This is a genomic window from Streptomyces albiaxialis (assembly GCF_039530985.1).
In the GTDB taxonomy this organism is placed as follows: Bacteria; Actinomycetota; Actinomycetes; order Streptomycetales; family Streptomycetaceae; genus Streptomyces; species Streptomyces albiaxialis.
The window spans coordinates 375,848-390,618 of record NZ_BAAAPE010000007.1; the positions used below are offsets into that span (position 1 = coordinate 375,848).

Sequence of the window (14,771 nt, forward strand, 5' to 3'; positions counted from 1 at the left end):
GTGCGCGGCCACGGGGACGTACGGGTGCGCGCGGACTTACTTGACGGTGACGTCCGTCATGACGACGTCGCCGCGGTAGTTGACCTTGACGTTGTCGACACCGTCGGTGTGCACGACGTTGGCGGCGTAGTCCCACAGCGGGATCGCCGGCATCTTCTCGACGATCCGGCGCTCGGCGGCCTGGTAGTCCTTGACCGTCTCCTTCAGGCTGCTGGCGTTGTCGCCCTTCTTGAACATGGCGTCGACCTCCGGGTCGGAGAACTTGCCGTAGTTCGTCTGGGCCTTGGTGCCGTACAGCTCCTTGAGGAAGTTGACGTTCAGCGGGTAGTCGGCCACCCAGCCGCCGCGGTAGAAGGACTTGACCTTGTCGGCGTCACGGTCGTCCAGGTCGGTCTGGAAGTCCGGCTTGGAGTCGCCGACGCACTCGATGCCGGTGGCCTTGCGGATGGACTCGCACACGGCGGTCACCCACTCCTTGTGGCCGCCGTCGGCGTTGAACTGGATCCAGAGCTTGTTGCCCGGGACCCCGCCGCCCTCCTTGATGAGCTTCTTCGCCTTCTTGGGGTTGTAGGTGAAGATGTCGGTGTCCAGCTTCTGGTAGCCCTGGACGAGGTCGGGCATGAAGCCGGTGGCCGGGACGCGGGTGCCCTGGAGCACGGTCTTGGTGATCGTCTTGCGGTCGATCGCCATGGACAGGCCCTGGAGGACCTTCGGGTCCACGTCCTTGAAGGTCTTGGAGTAGAAGGCCGGCGTGATGGACTGCGTCGCCGCGAAGGGCTTGTCGATGGCGCGGTTGCCGAAGTCGGCCTTGCGCTTGGGCAGGTCCTTGGGCGCGACCTGGGGGCTGATGTCCAGGTTGCCGGAGAGCACGTCCTGGTAGGACGCCTCGTAGCCGGAGTACGCCTTGAACTGGATGCCCTTGTTCTTGGCCTTGTTGTCGCCCTTGTAGCCCTTCCACGCCTTGACCTGGATGAGCTTCTTGTGCGTCCACTTCTGGAAGGTGTACGGGCCGTTGCCGACCGGCTTCTGGCCGAAGCCCTTCGGGTCCTTGAAGAAGGCCTTGGGCAGCGGGGCCCAGGTGTAGTAGCCGAGCTTCTGCTTGAAGTAGGAGACCGGGTGGGTCAGCTCGACGGTGAAGGTGTGGTCGTCGACGACCTTGAGGCCGGACATCTTGTCCTTCTTGGCCTTGCCCTTCTCCGGGTGGACGTCGTCGTAGCCCTTGATGTCCTCGAACCAGAAGCTGTTCTGCTGGTTGTTGGCGAGGTTGGCGTTCCAGTTCCAGGCGTCGACGTAGGAGTCGGCCGTGACGTCCTCGCCGTTGTGGAACTTCCAGCCCTTCTTGAGCTTGATCGTCCAGGTCTTGGAGTCCTTGGTGGTGACGGACTCCGCGTTGGCGTTCTTGAGCTTGCCGTCGGCGTCGTACTTCACCGGGCCGGTGAAGAGCGACTCGATCGCGTAGGCACCCTGGGTCTCGTTGGTGCTGGCCGGGATGAGCGGCTTCTGCGGCTCGTTGACGTTGATCGAGACATAGCCCTCGGGCTTGCCCGAGGCGGAGGACCCGCCGCTGCCGGACCCGCCGCCGCACGCCGTGGCGGCCACGGCCACCGCTGCCGCCAACGCCGACAGCTTGACCGGCGTCATCGTCTTCGCACCACGCATGGAGCCTCCTCCTCAGGAGTCGTTCACCAAGGGAGAGGGGGCGGTGCGACAGGACCGACGACCTCGTCGGCATCGCAACTCGCCCCCGTGCTCGCGGAGTCGGCGCCGTCTACGGTGCGTGACCCATTAACCCGAGCTTTATGCGCCCACTATTGGCCAATACACCCAGGTTGAACCAGGGATTCCGGATCACGTTTTGGTGAAGCGTCCGATAAACGGTGAACAAACTACCCTCAACCCGGACATTAAGCGGAGATAAATTTGAACTCCGTCCGGTATGCGGACACTCCGCGCACGCAACAGGGGCCGCACCCGGAGTGGGTACGGCCCCTGAGGAAGCCCGGAGAAGACCGAGAAGCTAGCGGAGCGTCACCGCTTGGCGCGCGCGGCGGCGCGGGCGCGCTCCTTCATGTCGAGGTTCACCTTGCGGATACGGACCGTCTCCGGGGTCACCTCGATGCACTCGTCCTCGCGGCAGAACTCCAGCGACTGCTCCAGCGAGAGCTTGCGCGGCGGCACCAGGTTCTCCGTCGTGTCGGCGGAGGCCGCGCGCATGTTGGTCATCTTCTTTTCCTTGGTGATGTTGACATCCATGTCGTCGGCGCGGGAGTTCTCGCCGACCAGCATGCCCTCGTACACCTCGGTGCCCGGCTCGATGAAGATCGTGCCGCGCTCCTGGAGATTCATCATCGCGAACGGCGTCGCCTTGCCCGCGCGGTCCGCGACCAGCGAGCCGCTGTGGCGCGTGCGCAGCTCGCCGAACCACGGCTCGTGCCCCTCGAAGATCGAGTGCGCGATGCCGGTGCCGCGCGTCTCGGTCAGGAACTCCGTACGGAAACCGATCAGGCCCCGCGACGGCACGATCCACTCCATGCGGACCCAGCCGGAGCCGTGGTTCGTCATGGTCTCCATACGGCCCTTGCGGCTGGCCATGAGCTGCGTGATGGCGCCCAGGTGCTCCTCCGGGGCGTCGATCGTCATCCGCTCGATCGGCTCGTGCAGCTTGCCGTCGATCTCCCGCGTGACGACCTCCGGCTTGCCGACGGTCAGCTCGAAGCCCTCGCGGCGCATCGTCTCGACGAGGATGGCCAGGGCCAGCTCGCCGCGCCCCTGCACCTCCCACGCGTCCGGCCGCTCGGTCGGCAGCACGCGGAGGGACACGTTGCCGATCAGCTCCCGGTCGAGCCGGTCCTTGACCAGCCGGGCCGTGACCTTGTGGCCCTTGCCGCCCTTGCCGACCAGCGGCGAGGTGTTCGTCCCGATCGTCATCGAGATCGCGGGCTCGTCCACGGTGATCAGCGGAAGCGCGACCGGGTTCTCCGGGTCGGCGAGCGTCTCGCCGATCATGATCTCCGGGATACCGGCCACGGCGCAGATGTCGCCGGGCCCGGCCTTCTCGGCGGGCTTGCGGGTCAGCGCGTCCGTCATCATCAGCTCGGTGATGCGCACGTTCTGCACGGAGCCGTCGCGCTTCATCCAGGCCACGCTCTGGCCCTTCTTCAGCTCGCCGGCCTCGACGCGCAGCAGCGCGATACGGCCGAGGAAGTTGTCCGCGTCGAGGTTGGTGACGTGCGCCTGGAGCGGCGCGCCCTCCTCGTAGACCGGCGCGGGGACCGTCTCCAGCAGCGTGGTGAAGAACGGCTCCAGGTTCTCGCTGTCGCCCGGCACCGCGCCGTCGGCGGGCTGGGTCAGCGAGGCGATGCCGTCACGCGCGCAGGCGTAGACGATCGGGAACTCGATCTGGTCCTCGTCCGCGTCCAGGTCCAGGAACAGGTCGTACGTCTCGTCCACGACCTCGGAGATACGGGCGTCGGGGCGGTCCGTCTTGTTGATGCACAGGATGACGGGCAGCCGGGCCTCCAGCGCCTTGCGCAGCACGAAGCGGGTCTGCGGCAGCGGGCCCTCGGAGGAGTCCACCAGCAGCACGACCGCGTCGACCATCGACAGGCCCCGCTCGACCTCGCCGCCGAAGTCGGCGTGGCCGGGGGTGTCGATGATGTTGATCGTGACGGGCTCGCCGCCGTCCTTGGGGTGGTACTTGACGGCCGTGTTCTTCGCGAGAATGGTGATGCCCTTCTCGCGCTCCAGGTCGTTCGAGTCCATCACCCGGTCGTCGACCGACTCGAGCTGGTGGGCTGCGAAGGCTCCCGCCTGCTTGAGCATGGCGTCGACCAGAGTCGTCTTGCCGTGGTCGACGTGGGCGACGATGGCGACGTTACGGATGTCGTTGCGCGTGGGCACTGCGGCGCTTCTCCCGGGTTGATGGGGTGGGGGTACGCCCCCTCGCCGGGCTGATTCTCGCCGCGGCCTCGTCAACCATGGTACGGGCCCGCTCGGGACCAAGCCTCCGCGGGCATTCCGGGCCCCTGAGGCGCCCGCCCCCCTTCCGGTCCCGCACCCCGGGGCGCACCCCTCCCTCCGCGCTCGGGAGGCCCGCCCCCCTTCCGCTCGCTGTGCTTGGGAGGTCTGCCATTGGGGATACCCCCTGCTCGAAGAGCTTGGGGGGCAGGGCCGGCAAGCGCAGCCCTCTGCGCCGGGCGCGCGGACATGAGGGCTGGGTACGGGCTGCCCCGGGCTGTGCATTGCAGGCTGCGGCTGCGCCGTGGCCGGGCGCGCAGTTCCCCGCGCCCCTGAAGGGGCAAGCCCCGACGTGTTGTGACCGGGCGCGCCCACGCGGCGGAGCCGCACATCGAAACAGCCCCGCGCCCCTTAACGGGCAAACCCCGACGTCTTGAGACGCAGAACAAACGCAGCCCCCGTGCCCCTGGAAGGGGCTGGCCTCTTATGTGGGGTTCAGCCTTGTGAAGGCCTCTGTCAGGAGTTCCGGGCGGCTCTTTTGGCCGTTCGAGCGGAGCCACTCCCGGGTCGCGGATTCGAGCGCCGCCCCGGCGGCAGAGGTGAGCAGGTCAGCGGAGAAGGCGTCCAGCCCGGCACCGGCACCCGCACCGGCCCGCTCCCGCAGCACCGCGGCGATCTCCCGCCGCGCTTCCTCCCGGCGCTGAACCCAGCGCGCGTGCAACGCCGGCGACTCCTCGACCAGCCGCAGCCGCGCGAGCCGCTCGGCGGAGGAGGAGATCCGCTCCTCCCACCCGCACAGCACCACGCGCAGGCTCTCCCACGGTGCCTCGCCCTCCGGCCGGGCCCGCAGCTCCGCCGCGACAGCCTCGCCCATGGCCTCGGCGGAGCCCAGGACCATGTCCTCCTTCGTCGGGAAGTAGCGGAACAGGCTGCGCTTGGACATCCCCGCGGCGCGGGCCACCTCGTCGACGGTCGTCTCCTCGAAGCCGCGCTCGGCGAACATCTCCAGCGCGAGCGCGGCCAGTTCGGCACGGACGGCGGCACGGGTGCGCTCACGGAGGCTCATGGCGCGCAGTCTACTTCCCATCACCCGTTGCCTAATCTGTCACCAGGTGACATATTCGGATCCCCTATAACGGCAAGGAGCGTGACGGCATGCGCGACGGCGACAGGACGGTCCTGGTGACCGGCAGCACCGGCGGCATCGGCAAGGAGACGGCACGGATCCTCGCGGCGCGCGGCACGCGCGTCGTCCTCACCGGCCGGGACCCGGCCCGCGCGGACGAGGCCGCCGAGGAGCTGCGCGCCGCCACCGGCAACCCGTACGTGGAGGCCCTCACCGCCGACGTGACCAGCGCCGCCGCGCTCCGCTCCCTGGCCCGCACCGTGACCGAGCGCCACGGCACGCTGCACGCCCTGGTGAACAACGCGGGCGTCAATCCGCCCCGCCGCCTGCTGACCGAGGACGGCGTCGAGTCGGCGTTCGCCGGGAACGTACTGGCGCCGTATCTGCTGACCCGGCTGCTCCTCGGCCCGCTGCGGCACGGCGCGCGGGAGAGCGGGGAGCCCTCCCGTGTCGTCAACGTCACAGGGGGAATCCCGCGCGGCACGCTCGATCCCGGCAATCTCCAGGCCGAGAAGCGCTTCTCGGGCTGGCTCACCGACACCCAGTACAACCGCTCGAAACTCGCCCTGACGGCCATGAGCCGTACGCTCGCCGAGCACTGCGCGGAGGAGGGCGGGGGCGTCGCGGTCACGGTCGTCTATCCGGGCCACGCCGACACCCCGATGAACCGCTCGCTGCCGGTCCGTACCTACCCCCGGCTCGTGCGCCCGCTCGTGCCGCTGGTGCGCGCGCTGATGCCGGTGCTGTGGGGCGACACGAGCGGGCCCGCGCGGAACGTGGCGCGCGCGGTGACCGGGCCGTACGCCGGGGACGGCGGCGTCTATGTCGATATGAAGGGCCGCCGGTCCCGCTGGCCCGCGGGCACCGGCGACCCTGTCGTCCGTGCGGCGATATGGGAGATGTGCGAGCGGCTCGCGCCGCTCGACGGCCCCGTCCCGTCAGGAGCCCCGGCGGCTCAGGAGCCCGAGCGGCGGAAGCCGATGTCCTGGTAGCGGGGGGTCTGGAAGCCGAAGGCCCCGGCGTTCACGACGCGGTCCTTGGCCGCGACGAGCTGGGGCCGCTGGTAGAGGGGCAGCGAACCGGCGGCGGCCCAGATGCGGGCATCCGCCTTCTTCATCAGGTCCTTGCGCCGCCCGTCGTCCAGCTCGCCCGCCGCCTGCTCGAAGAGCTGGTCGATCTGGTCGGTGCCGACGCGGGAGTAGTTCTGCTCGACGAGCAGCGAACCGTCGGCCGCGGGCTGCGGCTTGGCGAAGATCGGCCGGGCGTCCGTGGCCGGGTAGGCCGTGGCGGGCCAGGAGTAGAGCGCGAGGTCGTACTCGCCCGCGGCGATGTGGTCCTTGAAGTAGCTCGCGTCGGGCACCTCCTTGATCTGGGTGCGGATCCCGACCCCGTTGAGCATGTCGGCGATCCGCTCGCCCGTCGCCCGGATCTGCTCCGAGCCGGGCCCGGCCGGGAGGACGAATCGCAGCGCGAGGGGCTTGCCGTCCTTCGTGCGTACGGCCGTGGCCGAACCGACCGACAGCAGGTTCAGCTCGTGGGCCCTGGCGCCGATGGCCCGGGCCCGGGCGAGCGCGGCACGGGCACGCTTCATACCGGCGTGCGAGCCCTCCGCGCGCGCCTGGGTCATATCCGCGCGCGCGGCCTGTTCGAGGACCGCGGCGCGCTGCGCGGTGGCGGAGGGCATGAGGCTGAGGGGCCTGCCGGTCACCCGGCGGGCGACCTCCGCGCTGATCGGCACGGCGGCCGCCTCGGCCTCCAGCCGGTGCGGGGCGGGCGCGGCGGCACCGGCCGCCGGGGCCTCGGCGCCCGGCTCGGCGGGACCGCCGGGCGCCCCCTCCCTCTTCTCCTTCCCGTCCCGCCCGCCCGCGTGGCCCGCCTTGTCGGCACCGGCCGCGGCGGGATTGTCGTGGCCGCCGCGGGAGATCCGGCCGCCGCCCTTCCATCCGGCGTCGGCGAGCAGCGACTGCGCGGACTCCAGGTCCCGCCCGCCGACGGCCTCGCTGTTGTCCTCGTATCCGTCCTGGTTCGTCATCCGCAGATGGCTGCCGAGCGGCTCGGACGGGAGACCGGACGCGCCGAGCGCCTGCTTCGCCAGCGCCTCACGGTCGAGGGCGCGGGCGACGGCACGGCGGACGCGTTCGTCGGCGAGCGGGCCGCTCGCACCGTTCAGGGAGAGCTGGGTGTACGCGGGATCGAGGGCCTTGCGCAGGGCGTACGTCCGCAGCGCGCGGTCGTCGCGCTTCTCGGCCGGTGTCCGCTGCCGGGCCCGCTCCTTGCTCCGCCCCTTGTCGCTGGTGCCCTTGCCGCTGGTGCCCTTGGCGTGGTCGCCGAGGTCCGACTTGTTGGCCTCGGCGATGCGGCGGGCGGCCTTGCCGTCGATGTCCGCGAGATCGACGGTGCCGGTCCGCAGCGCGGCTCCGCGCTTCCCGCGCGGCACGGCCTTCAGCTCGATCCGGTCCAGCTTGGCGCGCTCGCCCCACCAGTGCGGGTTCCGCTCCAGCACCGTGGTGCGCGCGGCCTTCCTCCTCTCCCCTTCCCTCTCCTTCCCCGCCCTCGCGGGACGGAAGGGCCCGGCCGAAGCGGGCAGCGACGTACGGGCGCCGTCGTTGAACTTCTTCGGGTCGCCCATCACCTCGCGCGGGTAGAGCGGGGTGAACAGCGACTTCCAGTCGGCGTACGGGCGGGCGAAGACGACCTTCACCTCGTGTGCCCCCTCGCCCCTGGTGACCTTGCCGATGCGGTCGTACCCGGCGTTGCGCGCCGTCCAGTACGCGCTGTTCTTGCCGCGCAGCGCCCGCCACTGGGCCCTGAAGTCGGCCACGCCGATGGCACGGCCGTCGCTCCAGCGGGCCTTGGGGTTCAGCTTGTAGACGACGGTCTGGCGGGGCTCGGTCTTCGTGACCTCGGCCTCGCGCAGATAGTCGGGGTTCGGCTCGGGCTTCGCCTTCTCGTCCAGCGAGAAGAGGGCGGGCAGGGTGGCGCCGGCGACGCGGTCGGTGGCCTCGTCGGCGTCGGGCTGGAAGGCGTTCAGCGTCGAGGGCGCCCTGTCGACGGCCCAGCGCAGCGTGCCGCCGGACGCCACCTCGCCGCGCGCCGCCGACGGCACGTCCCGAACGGCCTCGCCGCTCGCCCCGCTCCCCCCGCCGCCCGTGTCCCCCTCGGCGGAGCTGCACCCGGCGAGGGGCAGGGGCAGCAGGACGCCCGCGGTGAGCAGGGCGACGGTACGGCGCCGGAGCGCGGCGGAACCGGCGAAGGAACCGGCGAGGGAGCCGGTGGCGGGGTCGGGGGCTGTTCTTTCGGGGACGGCTCGCATGGCTGAAACCTCCGGGGCTGGCCGCTCCCCGCTCACGTCCACGATCGGCGGCTTTGGCGGCTCATCACATCTTTGGCCCCACTGAATGCGAGCCCGCCCCGCGCATGGCGCAGACACGGCGCGGACCCCACCCCGCGCCACCCGTGCGGAGCACGCGCCCCGCCGGCGTCTCTCCGGACGCGCCCTCGGGGTGCGCTCGGCGAGCGTGCTCACACGGCGCCGACTCGAACGGGTGAACCTCGCACGAAGCCGCCCCACGCCCCGGGGCGCCCCGGGGCGCCCCGAAGGATCTCCCGGGATGTCCGGCCCCGGCGCAGCCGGGGAAACCGAGCGAGGAGGACCCGTCCACGTGCTCATCCACCGCGGCGGAGGCGAGGCCTTCGCCTTCTCCGATCCGGTGCCCCACGACGAGCCGGGCAAGACGTACTACAAGACCAAGGTCGAGGTCACGCTCGGCGACCCGCTGCCGCTGCCCGACCCCCTCCCCGCCCTGCGCACTCCGGCGCCGCCCGCCGGGGCCTGATCCCCTGCCCCGGCCCTCACCGGCTCCCTACAGCACCTCCGTGTACGGCAGCCGCCAGGCGGGCGGCTGCTCGGCGCCGACATCCGTCCAGTACTCCCGCGCGGCGGTGACGCGGCCCTCGCGGACCGTCCAGAAGGACGCGGCGCGGAAGACGCCCAGCTCGGCGTGGGGAACCTCGACCTCGGAGACGACCTGGTCGCTGCCGGGGGCTCCGGCGACCACTCGCAGCACCCGTATCGACCAGCCCTCGGGATACTCGCTGTTCACCGCGACGTAGTTCGCCCGGCCGACGATCCGCTCCCCCGTCACCGGCCACTCCACGACCGCGTCCTCGGCCAGCAGCTCGCCCACGCCCGCCCAGTCGCGGGCCTCCACGCGCTTCCACAACTCCTCGATCACGCCTGTCGGTTCCATGCCCGTAGTCTTCCAGCCAGCACTGACAACGACCGGCGAGGAGAAGCACATGAACGGGGACTGGGAGCGGCGTTCCGCCCAGGCGTGGGAGTCGATCGACGCGTACGGCGAGGAGGAGTTCCGGGCGCTGATCGACGGGCTCGCGGCCGAACTGCCGCCCGGCAGTCCCGTCGCGGCCTTCGAGCGGGCCTGCGCCTTCGACTCGACCGGCCATCCGGACCGCGCCATTCCGCTCTACCGTGAGGCGCTGGAGGGCACCCTGCCCGGCGAGCGCCGCCGCCGCGCGGTGATCCAACTGGCCAGTTCGCTCAGGAACCTCGGCCATCAGGACGAGAGCATCGCCCTGCTGACCGCCGAACTGGACGCGGGCTCCGACCACCTGGACGACGCCGTACGGGCGGTGCTCGCGCTGGCGCTGACCGACGTGGGCCGCGAGCGCGAGGCCGTCTCCCTCGCGGTCGGCGCCCTGGCCCGGCACCTCCCCCGCTACCAGCGCTCGATGGCGAACTACGCGCGCCTCCTGGTGGAACCCCCGCCGCGCACCTGAGCGGTACCAATTCCCGGAATCACGTTCCGCGTGAATTGGGAAGCGGCCGAACCGGTGAACTCGGAGCACCTGGCGCGTATTTCACTCATTCGAGCCTGAAGGGGGAAATCCGTGGACTCTGGGCAGCCTTCTCGTAGATGCTCGCAGCAGGTCGCATTCGGGGCCTGCCGGGGGTCAAAGGAGGGGCATGATGACACTCGTCCTCGTATTCTCGCAAGCCATAGAGACGCCCGGATCCGCTAACCGGCCACGGGCGCACGGGAATTCGCGCCGCATCTCATGAAACAGACGCCTCGTGAGCGCGGCATGATCGCGCTGATGACGGCCGCCGTGCTCGGATACGTGCTGCTGGTCTCGGCCGTGACGCCCGCCGACCCGCATGCGCTGCCGCCCCTGAAGGTCGGCATTCTCTATTCCCACACCGGCCGCCTCGCCGACTCCGAGAAGCCGCTGAACGACGCGACGGTCATGGCCGTCGAGGAGATCAACGAGCACGGCGGGCTGCTGGGCCGGGAGGTCGTGCCGGTGCTGGCCGACGGGCAGTCGGAGGGCCGGCGGTTCGCGCGCGCCGCCGAGAAGCTGCTGACCAGGGAGGGTGTCCGCACGGTCTTCGGGGGGTACGCCTCGGCCGCGCGGCGCAGCATGATCCCCGTCTTCGAGCGCCACGGCGGCCTGCTCTTCTACCCCGCGGTCTACGAGGGCGGCGAGACCTCGCGCCGCGTCGTCTACACGGGCGCGACCCCCAACCAGTACATCACCCCGGCCGTGCAGTGGTTCCTGGACAACGGGGACCGCCGCTTCTTTCTCGTCGGCTCCGATTATATCTATCCCCGGGTGTCCCTGGCACTCGTGCATTCCCAACTCACCGCTGCGGGCGGCAAGGTGGTCGGCGAGGACTATCTCCCTCCCGACTCCAAGAAGGTGTCCGACACGGTGCGGAGAATCCGCGAACTCAAACCCGACCTCATCGTCTCAGCACTCGCTGGAGACACAAACGCACCGTTTTTCACACGGCTTCGCAAGAAGGGAGCCGACGGCGGCTCCGTGCGTATTCCGGCGCTGAATCTGGTGGCCGACGAATGGGAGCTGCGTTCCCAGGACACCCGCAGCAAGGCGGGGGCCTACGTCGCGGGCGACTATGTCGCGGCGAACTATTTCGAGGAGCTGCCCGACGCGGCCAACACCCGCTTCGTGGCGAAGTTCAAGAAGCGCTACGGCGCCGCGCACGTCTCGGACACCGTCGCCGCCGCGTACGCACAGGTCCATCTGTGGGCGCGCGCCGTCCGCGCGGCCGGGAGCGTCGAACCACAGGAGGTGCTGCGCTCGGTGCGCGGCGCCTCGTTCCGCGCGCCGGGCGGCACGGTCTACGCCGACCGGGAGAACCGCCACCTGTGGAAGCGGGCCCGCCTGGGCCGTATCGGGCTCGACGGGAGGATCGAGCAGGTCTGGTCCTCGGAGGCCGTGATCCGCCCCGCGCCGTACAGCCCGTACCGCAGCAAGCAGGACTGGGACCGCCTGGTCAGCCACCTCTACCACGGCTGGGGCGAGCGCTGGGAGCGCCCGCCCGGCGGCCCCGAACTCTCCCAGGAATCCCGGCCCGGATCACCGTGAAACACCACCGTCTGTGGATCCACTGGATCCTCTTCCTCGGTTCGGGCGCGGCACTGGTCGTGATCCGGACCGCGGACCTCCCCGCCGTGGTGGCCGGCGTGCTGCTGGTCGCCGCGGCGGTCGTGCTGGTCAACGCGGGCCTGCCGCTGGCCAGGCACGGCGTGCGCCATGTCGTCGCCGAGCAGAACAGCGCCGTGCAGGCCGCGGTCTTCGCGATCGTCGGCTCGCTCTACGCGACGCTCGTGCACTTCTCGGTGGTGGTCGTCTACGACGGCTACACCCGCGCCGACGCGACCGTCGCGCAGGAGGCCAACGCGCTCGCCGACCTGGAGCGCATGTCCAAGGGCTTCTCCGGGCCCGTGCACCGGCAGGTGCAGGAAGCTTCCCTCACCTACGCGAGCATCGTCGTCAACGACGAATGGCACACCATGACCCGGCGCGGCTCCGACCCGCAGGCGCAGGCCGCGCTCGCCGAGCTGTGGACCATTTACACGAGCATGGGCCCCAGGGACCGCGAGAACGCGCTGTACGCGCCCTCCATCGAGCGCCTCAACCAGCTCGACGACAGCCGCCGGGTGCGGCTGCGCGCGAGCGTGCGCGACGTGCCCTCGGTCGTCTGGCTGATGTTCTACTGCGGCGGGGTGCTGGCCGTCGTGATGGTCTTCTTCTTCGGCGTGCGGCGGGACTGGGTGCAGCGGGTCATCGTCTCCGTGCTGGCCGCCGTCGTGGCGCTCTCCGTCTTCCTCGTCACCTCCTTCGAGCAGCCGTTCAGCGGCAACTCCGCGATCACGCCCGATGCCTTCGAGACCGTCCTGATCCATCTGAGATCACGCGAAAGGTGAGCCGCCCGTGTCTCCCCCGTCCGTCTGGCCCTTCGGCCGCCGTCACCGTCCGCCGCACGCCCGGGGCGACCTGCCCCCGGCACGGGTGGACGCGCTGCTGCGGTGGAAGATGAACCGCTGGTTCGACTGCCTGGACGCGGATGGGGACGGCCGGATGACGTTCCACGACTACGAACTGGCGGCGCTGCGCGCGGCACGCGCCTTCAGCCACCGCCCCGGCAGCCGCGAACAGCGGCGGCTGCACGCCTGCTTCCGCAAGCTGTGGCGGCGCCACGAGCGCCGCGCGGGCGCGGAGGAGGGTGTTCCGCTCACCCGTGAGGCCTTCGTGACGCACATGGCGCACGCCCTCGCGGAGGAGCGCCGTTCGCTGCTGTCGGCCGTGAACTCGCTGTGCTGCGCGATGGTCGACGTCGCCGACGAGGACGGCGACAACCAGGTCTCCGAGCGGGAGTACCGGGTGCTGCTCGCCGCCGCGTTCCGTCTCGTCTCCGAGCGCGATCTGCGGACGGCGTACCGCACGCTGGACCGCGACGCGAGCGGCACGCTGGAACACAACGAGATCCATGAGGCGTTCGTCGAGTTCTTCAGCAGCACCGATCCCGCGGCCCAGGGCAACTGGCTGCTCGGCGCTCCCCCGCCGACCCCGCGCCACCACCGGGCCCGGTATTAGGCGCGGCTGCCTATCCTGAGGCCATGACGTCCCAGCCCCCGGATCCCGCCTCGCACTCCACCCCCGCGGGCCGGCTCCGCGCCTCCCACGACGACCGGGAAGCCGTGGTGGAGCGGCTGCGCGACGCGGCGGCCGAGGGCCGCCTCGACCTCGACGAGCTGGACGAGCGCCTGGAGCGGGCTCTGAAGGCCAAGACCCACGGCGAACTGGCCGCCCTGACCGCCGACCTGCCGCAGCCGCCCTCCGCCGCGGACATGCCGCCCCTGGTGCTCAAGGGCGGCATGCACGGCGCGTCCCGGGGCCCCGGGCGCTGGGAGGTGCCCGGCCGGGTGATCGCCCGCGGCGGCATGGGCAGCGTCAAGCTCGACTTCAGCCGGGCCGAGTGCCGCCTCGCGGAGATCGCGGTGGAGGCGTACGGGGAGATGGGCGGGGTCACGATCGTGATCCCCGACTCCTGGGCCGCGGACACCGGCGGCATGGACCCCGGCACGGGCGGCCTGACGGACAGGACGACCCCCGACCGGCTCCCGGGCACCCCGCTGATCCGGCTCACCGGATCCGGCGGCATGGGCGGCGTGTCCATCCGCCACCCCAACCGCTGGGAACGCCGCAAACTCCGCACCAACCCGGCACTCGGCTAGGCCCTCCACCGGGCCCCGCCCGCCGGCCGGATGCGCGGGCCCTGACGTGCTCGTAGACCAGTGACGCCCGGACGTCAGCGCGTCGCGAGGTCCACCAGGCGCTGGATCAGCTCCGGGTACGTCCATCCGGCACCGGCCGCCGCGCACGGCAGCAGGCTCCCCGAGGTCAGCCCCGGGAGCGCGTTGACCTCCAGGCACATCGGCTCGCCCGAGGCGTCGCAGCGGAAGTCGGTGCGTGAGTAGGTCCCGGCGCCGAACCCCAGCGCGCGGTGGGCGCGCAGCGCGAATTCCCGCAGGCGGGCGGCGAACTCGTCCGGGACGCGCGCCGGGCACACCTCGTTCACCGCGCCCGGCTGGTACTTGGCCGTGTAGTCGAACAGCGGCGTCGTCAGCTCGATCTCGACGACCGGGAGCGCCTCGTCGCCCAGCACGGCCACGGTGAACTCGCGCCCCGGCAGGAACGGTTCGACCATCAGTTCCCCGCCGCTCGCGTGCGCCTCGGCGGCCACCCGTTCCAGCAGCGGCAGCGAGTCGACCCGGTGGACCGCCACGCTGGACCCGTCGGCGACCGGCTTGGCCACCACGGGGCCCGCCTCCACGAGCCGCCGTACGTCCGGCGGCGTCTCCTCCGCGCCGGGCCGCCACAGGACGCGCTCGGGGACCGGGAGACCGGCGGCGCCGAGGACCGCCTGGGCGCGTCCCTTGTGCCAGGCCGCCGCGCAGGCCGCGCCGTCCGCGCCGGTGAACCGCACCCCGGCCGTCTCCAGCAGAGCCTGCACATGGCCGTCCTCGCCCCAGCCGCCGTGCAGCGCCAGGAAGACCAGGTCGGCGCCGCGCAGCAGTTCCAGGACCGGGCCGCCGGTCAGCGCCGCGTGCACCCGCTCGCGCGCCCGGGCGCGCCCCGCGAGCGACGGGGGCTCCTTGCCGACCTGGGTGCCGTCCACCACGTCGCCCGGACGCAGCGGCCCGGCGAGGACCGGCGGCTCGGCGGCCGGGTCGACGAGCACCACCTCGTGCCCGCGCTCCAACAGGGCTCCGGCCACCGCCCGGCCGGAGGCCAGCGAGACATCACGTTCGGCGCTCTCGCCGCCGCACAGGACCACCACGCGCATTCCGTTCATGCGAGG

Annotated in this window: 13 protein-coding genes; 7 read left to right on the top strand and 6 right to left on the bottom strand. The window is 71.4% G+C overall.

From position 1 onward, the window contains the following. Positions 1 to 36 precede the first annotated feature (36 nt). From ABD343_RS12645 to ABD343_RS12655, 3 genes are all read right to left on the bottom strand, one after another. Positions 37 to 1,659: a peptide ABC transporter substrate-binding protein gene (locus ABD343_RS12645; protein ID WP_344527285.1), complete on the bottom strand. Its 1,623-nt coding sequence runs from the start codon at positions 1,657 to 1,659 to the stop codon at positions 37 to 39. A gap of 369 nt (positions 1,660 to 2,028) precedes the next feature. Beyond that, the gene (typA, locus tag ABD343_RS12650) at positions 2,029 to 3,900 is read right to left on the bottom strand and encodes a translational GTPase TypA (RefSeq protein ID WP_344527287.1); all 1,872 of its coding nucleotides are present in this window, start codon (positions 3,898 to 3,900) and stop codon (positions 2,029 to 2,031) included. Between the two features lie 541 nt (positions 3,901 to 4,441). Further along, positions 4,442 to 5,023 (bottom strand): TetR family transcriptional regulator, encoded by a 582-nt coding sequence (locus ABD343_RS12655; protein ID WP_344527289.1) that lies wholly within the window; start codon positions 5,021 to 5,023, stop codon positions 4,442 to 4,444. Between the two features lie 89 nt (positions 5,024 to 5,112). On the opposite strand from ABD343_RS12655, the gene ABD343_RS12660 reads away from it, so the two are divergent. Further along, complete coding sequence (locus ABD343_RS12660; protein ID WP_344527291.1) at positions 5,113 to 6,075, top strand: SDR family NAD(P)-dependent oxidoreductase; 963 nt, start codon at positions 5,113 to 5,115, stop codon at positions 6,073 to 6,075. Here the strand turns inward: ABD343_RS12660 and ABD343_RS12665 are convergent. Continuing rightward, positions 6,039 to 8,396 (bottom strand): ABC transporter family substrate-binding protein, encoded by a 2,358-nt coding sequence (locus tag ABD343_RS12665; RefSeq protein ID WP_344527293.1) that lies wholly within the window; start codon positions 8,394 to 8,396, stop codon positions 6,039 to 6,041. The two genes, ABD343_RS12660 and ABD343_RS12665, sit on opposite strands and share 37 nt — an antisense overlap. Before the next feature lie 349 nt (positions 8,397 to 8,745). Here ABD343_RS12665 and ABD343_RS12670 point away from each other — a divergent pair, with 349 nt between their 5' ends. Next, positions 8,746 to 8,919 (top strand): hypothetical protein, encoded by a 174-nt coding sequence (locus ABD343_RS12670; protein WP_344527295.1) that lies wholly within the window; start codon positions 8,746 to 8,748, stop codon positions 8,917 to 8,919. A gap of 27 nt (positions 8,920 to 8,946) precedes the next feature. Here the strand turns inward: ABD343_RS12670 and ABD343_RS12675 are convergent, their stop codons facing one another. Then, positions 8,947 to 9,333: a nuclear transport factor 2 family protein gene (locus tag ABD343_RS12675; protein WP_344527297.1), complete on the bottom strand. Its 387-nt coding sequence runs from the start codon at positions 9,331 to 9,333 to the stop codon at positions 8,947 to 8,949. A gap of 49 nt (positions 9,334 to 9,382) precedes the next feature. Here ABD343_RS12675 and ABD343_RS12680 point away from each other — a divergent pair, with 49 nt between their 5' ends. The 5 genes from ABD343_RS12680 to ABD343_RS12700 all read left to right on the top strand — a co-directional run bounded on the left by ABD343_RS12680 (position 9,383) and on the right by ABD343_RS12700 (position 13,644). Continuing rightward, complete coding sequence (locus ABD343_RS12680; RefSeq protein WP_344527299.1) at positions 9,383 to 9,880, top strand: tetratricopeptide repeat protein; 498 nt, start codon at positions 9,383 to 9,385, stop codon at positions 9,878 to 9,880. A 279-nt stretch (positions 9,881 to 10,159) separates the two neighbouring features. Then, entirely contained in the window at positions 10,160 to 11,491 is a 1,332-nt protein-coding gene (locus ABD343_RS12685; protein WP_344527301.1) for an urea ABC transporter substrate-binding protein, read from the top strand. Beyond that, positions 11,488 to 12,333, top strand: coding sequence for a bestrophin-like domain (locus ABD343_RS12690; protein WP_344527303.1), 846 nt, complete (start codon positions 11,488 to 11,490; stop codon positions 12,331 to 12,333). The genes ABD343_RS12685 and ABD343_RS12690 overlap by 4 nt, the downstream gene beginning before the upstream one ends. Positions 12,334 to 12,340: 7 nt before the next feature. Further along, complete coding sequence (locus ABD343_RS12695) at positions 12,341 to 13,003, top strand: EF-hand domain-containing protein (RefSeq protein WP_344527305.1); 663 nt, start codon at positions 12,341 to 12,343, stop codon at positions 13,001 to 13,003. Positions 13,004 to 13,026: 23 nt separating this feature from the next. Next, entirely contained in the window at positions 13,027 to 13,644 is a 618-nt protein-coding gene (locus tag ABD343_RS12700) for a DUF1707 domain-containing protein (RefSeq protein WP_344527307.1), read from the top strand. Positions 13,645 to 13,718: 74 nt separating this feature from the next. Here the strand turns inward: ABD343_RS12700 and ABD343_RS12705 are convergent, their stop codons facing one another. Continuing rightward, positions 13,719 to 14,765, bottom strand: coding sequence for a D-alanine--D-alanine ligase family protein (locus ABD343_RS12705; protein ID WP_344527309.1), 1,047 nt, complete (start codon positions 14,763 to 14,765; stop codon positions 13,719 to 13,721). Positions 14,766 to 14,771: the final 6 nt, after the last annotated feature.

Excerpts from the sequence above, each read along its gene's own strand:
- ABD343_RS12700 (WP_344527307.1), top strand. The coding sequence starts at position 13,027 with ATGACGTCCCAGCCCCCGGATCCCGCCTCGCACTCCACCCCCGCGGGC.
- ABD343_RS12705 (WP_344527309.1), bottom strand. The coding sequence starts at position 14,765 with ATGAACGGAATGCGCGTGGTGGTCCTGTGCGGCGGCGAGAGCGCCGAA.
- ABD343_RS12665 (WP_344527293.1), bottom strand. The coding sequence starts at position 8,396 with ATGCGAGCCGTCCCCGAAAGAACAGCCCCCGACCCCGCCACCGGCTCC.
- ABD343_RS12645 (WP_344527285.1), bottom strand. The coding sequence starts at position 1,659 with ATGCGTGGTGCGAAGACGATGACGCCGGTCAAGCTGTCGGCGTTGGCG.
- ABD343_RS12685 (WP_344527301.1), top strand. The coding sequence starts at position 10,160 with ATGAAACAGACGCCTCGTGAGCGCGGCATGATCGCGCTGATGACGGCC.
- ABD343_RS12660 (WP_344527291.1), top strand. The coding sequence starts at position 5,113 with ATGCGCGACGGCGACAGGACGGTCCTGGTGACCGGCAGCACCGGCGGC.
- ABD343_RS12680 (WP_344527299.1), top strand. The coding sequence starts at position 9,383 with ATGAACGGGGACTGGGAGCGGCGTTCCGCCCAGGCGTGGGAGTCGATC.
- ABD343_RS12655 (WP_344527289.1), bottom strand. The coding sequence starts at position 5,023 with ATGAGCCTCCGTGAGCGCACCCGTGCCGCCGTCCGTGCCGAACTGGCC.
- ABD343_RS12675 (WP_344527297.1), bottom strand. The coding sequence starts at position 9,333 with ATGGAACCGACAGGCGTGATCGAGGAGTTGTGGAAGCGCGTGGAGGCC.